The organism is Collinsella sp. AM16-21, from assembly GCF_003471905.1.
Lineage (GTDB): Bacteria > Actinomycetota > Coriobacteriia > Coriobacteriales > Coriobacteriaceae > Collinsella.
Genome location: NZ_QRKJ01000030.1, coordinates 1 through 4,331, shown reverse-complemented (window position 1 = coordinate 4,331; position 4,331 = coordinate 1). Strand labels below are relative to the sequence as shown.

Annotated in this window: 5 protein-coding genes and 1 pseudogene; 4 read left to right on the top strand and 2 right to left on the bottom strand. The window is 64.7% G+C overall.

Features of this window, described 5'->3' with window-relative positions:
- The 4 genes and pseudogenes from DW180_RS10310 to DW180_RS10005 all read left to right on the top strand — a co-directional run.
- Window positions 1-267, top strand: a pseudogene (locus DW180_RS10310) (lantibiotic ABC transporter permease); the annotation flags it as partial.
- Window positions 260-508, top strand: a complete 249-nt coding sequence (locus DW180_RS10015; protein ID WP_117583175.1) for a hypothetical protein — start codon at window positions 260-262, stop codon at window positions 506-508. The pseudogene DW180_RS10310 and the gene DW180_RS10015, both read left to right, overlap by 8 nt.
- Before the next feature lie 45 nt (window positions 509-553).
- Window positions 554-1,216 carry a response regulator transcription factor gene (locus DW180_RS10010; protein WP_117717073.1) on the top strand — a complete coding sequence of 221 codons (663 nt, stop codon included), beginning with the start codon at window positions 554-556 and terminating at the stop codon, window positions 1,214-1,216.
- 26 nt (window positions 1,217-1,242) lie between these two features.
- Entirely contained in the window at window positions 1,243-2,640 is a 1,398-nt protein-coding gene (locus DW180_RS10005) for a sensor histidine kinase KdpD (RefSeq protein WP_118238520.1), read from the top strand.
- A gap of 12 nt (window positions 2,641-2,652) precedes the next feature.
- Here DW180_RS10005 and DW180_RS10000 read toward each other — a convergent pair whose 3' ends face one another.
- Both DW180_RS10000 and DW180_RS09995 read right to left on the bottom strand, forming a co-directional pair.
- Window positions 2,653-2,847, bottom strand: coding sequence for a ribbon-helix-helix domain-containing protein (locus DW180_RS10000; protein WP_117717075.1), 195 nt, complete (start codon window positions 2,845-2,847; stop codon window positions 2,653-2,655).
- A gap of 551 nt (window positions 2,848-3,398) precedes the next feature.
- Window positions 3,399-4,052: a DUF1648 domain-containing protein gene (locus DW180_RS09995; RefSeq protein ID WP_147327790.1), complete on the bottom strand. Its 654-nt coding sequence runs from the start codon at window positions 4,050-4,052 to the stop codon at window positions 3,399-3,401.
- Between the last annotated feature and the right edge of the window lie 279 nt (window positions 4,053-4,331).

The following is a 4,331-nucleotide window of genomic DNA, read 5'->3' as shown; positions in this document are numbered from 1 at the left end:
CTCCTCGCGTTCTTCTCGGTGGGCGGACTTGCACACGGCCTCATGACCGGCGAGCTCACCGGTGCCCTGGCGACGCCCCTGGGCTGGGTGCCGCTCGCCTGGCCCGCGCGCCTGGGGTCGCTCGTGGTGGAGGCCTTCATCGACGCCGCACGCGCGGCGGGCCCTCTCCTCACGACTGCGCTCGCTGGCCTCGCGCTCACCCTGGCAGCCGCCGCCGTCCTTCTCGCCTGGTTCTGCCGCTTCGAGGACGGGAGGGCAGATGCGTAGGAAGGCGCTCGCCGCCATGCTCGTCCTCCTCTCCGCAGCGCTCGTCCTGGGTGGGAATGCCCTGCTCGACGCTGCGGACGACAGGGGCAATGTCCGAGAGCTCCAGCTCATCTTCTTCGGGCGGGAGTCGGACGGCGAGGGCTGGCTCGAGATCGAGGCGCGCGGCGGCTCGGGCGTGCGCTACCACGCGTGCGACGCGGCCGAGGCGCCCGCGGCTGCGCGCAGGGCTCTGGACCGCTGAGTGCGGCGCTAGTACAATTCCGACGAGAGTTTCAGGAGGTCGAACATGGCGAGGATACTGGCAGTGGATGATGAACGGGCGATCCTCGACGCGCTCGCGCGCGTCCTCGGCCGCGACGGCCATGAGGTCGTCAGGGCGGCCGACCCGACGACAGTCCCGGGGATGGACCTCTCGCGCTTCGACCTCGTGCTCTGCGACGTCATGATGCCGGGGCTCGACGGCTTCGAGCTCGTGCGGCAGATCCGCCCGGACTTCGACGGGCCCATCGTCTTCCTGACCGCGCGCGTGGCCGAGGAGGACGCCGTGGCCGCCTACGGCCTGGGCGCCGACGACTACGTCCGCAAGCCCTTCGGGGCCGCGGAACTGCGCGCCAAGGTCGCGGCCCATCTACGCCGTGAGCGCCGGCCGCGCTCGCACGCCCTCTCCTTCGGGGAGGTGCGGATCGACCTCGGGGCGCGCGACCTCGCCGTGGGCGGCGAGACCGTGCCGCTCACTCCCACCGAGTACGCCATCTGCGAGTACCTCGCGCGCCACCCCGGGCAGGTCATGAGCCGCGCGCAGATACGCGAGGCGGTGCTCGGCTGGGAGAGCGACGCCGACGACGCGGCCATATCCATGCAGGTCAGCCGCGCCCGGAGGAAACTCTCCGAGGCCGGCGCCGATCCGATCGCGACCGTCTGGGGGATGGGGTACAAGTGGCAGCTCTGAGGACCGGGGCGCGAGGTCGCGGGGGCATGCCGCTCTCCTTCGTCATCGCGCGCTACTTCGCCTACGCGTTCGCGGCGGTCGCCACGGCGTGGCTCGCCTCGTTCATGGCGCTCTCCGCGGCGATCAATGCGGGCTTCGTCTACGAGGCAAGCTGGGGGCCGGCCAATGCACGCGAGGTCGCGGAGGGCCTGGCACGCGACGGCGTCTGCGGGCAGCAGGACGTGCCGACGGCGTACCGCTACCTCATCCTGAACAAGGACGGATACGTGCTGATGACAGACCTCGAGGGCACGCGGCTCGAGGACGCGACGGAAATGGCCCGTACGGCACTCGCCGCTGATCCGGGCACAGTGGAGATCGAGGGCGGGGGCTCGGGCCTCACCTACGCCGCGTTCCCGCTCAAGGACGGCGGGGCATGCGCGCTCGTCAGCGAGTACCTGCCGCAGTGGGTCTCGCGCGATCTCGCCGGCCTGCTTCCCAACCCGCAGAACCTCATGCTCGTCGGCGTCGCGGCGGGAAGCGCGCTCGCGCTCGCGCTCGTGGCGCGCCGCGCGAGCCGCGTGATCTCGCGCAAGATGGCGCCGCTCGCGGAGGCGGCGGGGCGCGTCGGCGCGGGGGAGCTCGACTTCGCGGTCGGCAGCACCAACGTGCGCGAGGTGAACGACGTCCTCGCCGCGATGGACGCCATGCGGGCCTCCCTCGCCGAGTCGCTCGAGGCCCGCTGGGCCGCGGAGCGGGGGCAGCGCGAGCAGGTGGCGTCGCTCGCCCACGATCTCAAGACGCCGCTCACCGTGCTGCGCGCCAACGCCGACTTCGTGGCGGAGGAGCTGGAAGACGAGAAAGACGCCGACCTCGCGGCCGCCGCGCGCGACATAGCCGGCAGTGTCGAAAGGCTCGACGGCTACGTGCGCCTGCTCATCGAGGCCTCGCGCGGGTCCGGCGGGGCGGAGAGGGCCCCCATGCGGCCGGCCGAGCTCTGCGAGCAGGTCCTCGCCGAGGCCGCCCAGATCGCCCGGGCGCGAGGCGTGACGCTCGACGCAGCCACGGGCCCCGCTGTCGCGGGCGCGCCTGAGGCCCCACTCGAACGAACCACCCTGGCGCGAGCCGCCGCGAACCTCGTGGCCAACGCCGCCGAGCACGCGCGCTCGCGCGTGGTGGTCTCCTGCGACGTCGCTGGTGGATACCTCGTCATCGAGGTCGCCGATGACGGACCGGGCTTTTCTCCCGCCGCCCTCGAACGCGGCTGCGAGCGCCTCTTCACAGACGACTCCTCTCGCTCCTCGCGCGACGGAGGCCGCCATTACGGGCTCGGCCTCCACGTCGCCTCCGAGGCCGCGAGCGCCCACGGGGGCTCCGTCTCGCTCGCCAACAGCCCCTCGGGCGGCGCGGTGGCCACCATCGCGGTCCCCCTGTGCGGGGCCTGACGAATCAGGCTCTCACACTGGCATACCTCGCAACCAAACGCTTCCCGGATAATTCATGAGGCCGTACTCGTATTCGAGCCTGCCTATCTCTGCGGCAAGCGCCTCCGTCATGTAGAAGGTTTTCGTGCGGCCCGTCGACTTCGCCAGGCGGTCGTACCTGTTCGCGAGGTCCTCGGGGGTTCTCAGGGCTGCGGTGGCGGTTGCCATGATGCACCTCCCGGTTAGATGTAATACGTGTATTACTTTCTATCACATCACCCGAACCCCGCACCGGCGTACGGTCGTATCTGCTATTTTACCTTACATTTTGTCAACCGGCCCATGCTCGGCTTGTTCAGCCAGATTAAATCAACTGTTAAATCAATCCAGGCCTGTAGGGGGCGGTGGAAATCTTTCGAGGACTGGGGGCGCCGTCCCTGGGTCGGCTCCTCGATGGCCGCGGCTGAATTCCCCTGCCATCGGCTGCGTGGGTTCCGGCACGGGGCTCTGGCGCTGCTCGAACTGGGCGCAAGACTCGGCTGTTGGTCGTACCGGACGGCATACGTTTTGAGACCGGCAAGCTGATGCCGGCTCGAGGACAGCGGCCCGGTGCACCGGGCCGATCGATAGCGGTCTCAGGTTCACAGCGCAGCTTCTCAGGGCTCGCATATATAGGAAGACTTGATTGGCAATCGATTTTAATGAAGTCGGCAGCGCATGTCAGAGTTTTCAACAAATTTAACATGCCACCCTTTATATCCGCACGCGCGTAATTCAACTCATAAGGACCGGCTATCCCTTACCAGTGACACAATCTCAAACGCACAGAACAGAATCATCAGTCCAATCATCGCATAAGAGGCAGCCGAACCTTCAAGCACTATTCCACAAAGAACAATCTCCGCGCCGCCAATAAGAACTGTTATCAGGCGCTCTGCCTTTTTGCTCTCGCCGCTCGCATAAAAAGGCGGCAAAGCGCACAAGATCACATATAGCCCGGGAAGGGAATACAGGATCGATAGTCCAAGCCCCCCATCAACCGCAGTGCTTTGCGTAAGAATCAACTGAACCCAAACGGCAATTATCACTGAGCAGGTTGTCGATAAAAGAAGACTAGAAATATAGCACGCAACAAAGTCCCGTCGCATTCGAACAGAGAAATCCGCGAACTCTCTTCGCCGCGTGGAAACAATAAGGTACACAGAAATTGCAATAGAACCAATCAGGGAAAACAGCGGAACAACCAGCAATTCAAGCTTATTACCCCATCGATCAACCACACCCCCACTCCAATGAGCGGGAATTGTATCAGGGAGGACTGACCAAGCCGCCCATAGAATCAGAAATGGAAGAATAGAGAGGATGAAAGATGATAACACTGCAGTAATTTTTTTTGAGGCTCTCATCGATTCCGCATCTCCTTGCGCGCCCACATTCCACTCCGCCTTAAATCAAGTATACGTTTTGAGACCGGCAAGCTGATGCCGGCTCGAGGACAGCGGCCCGGTGCACCGGGCCGATCGATAGCAGTCTCAGGTTCACAGCGCAGTTTCTCAGGGCTCGCATATATAGGAAGACTTGATCGGCAATCGATTTTAATGAAGTCGACAGCGCATGTCAGAGCTTTCAGCAAACCGCAGGTAAATTCGTATACCAAAAATTGGTACCTTGATTATCGACTTTATCCGAACACCTCCCACATTCATCCGTAC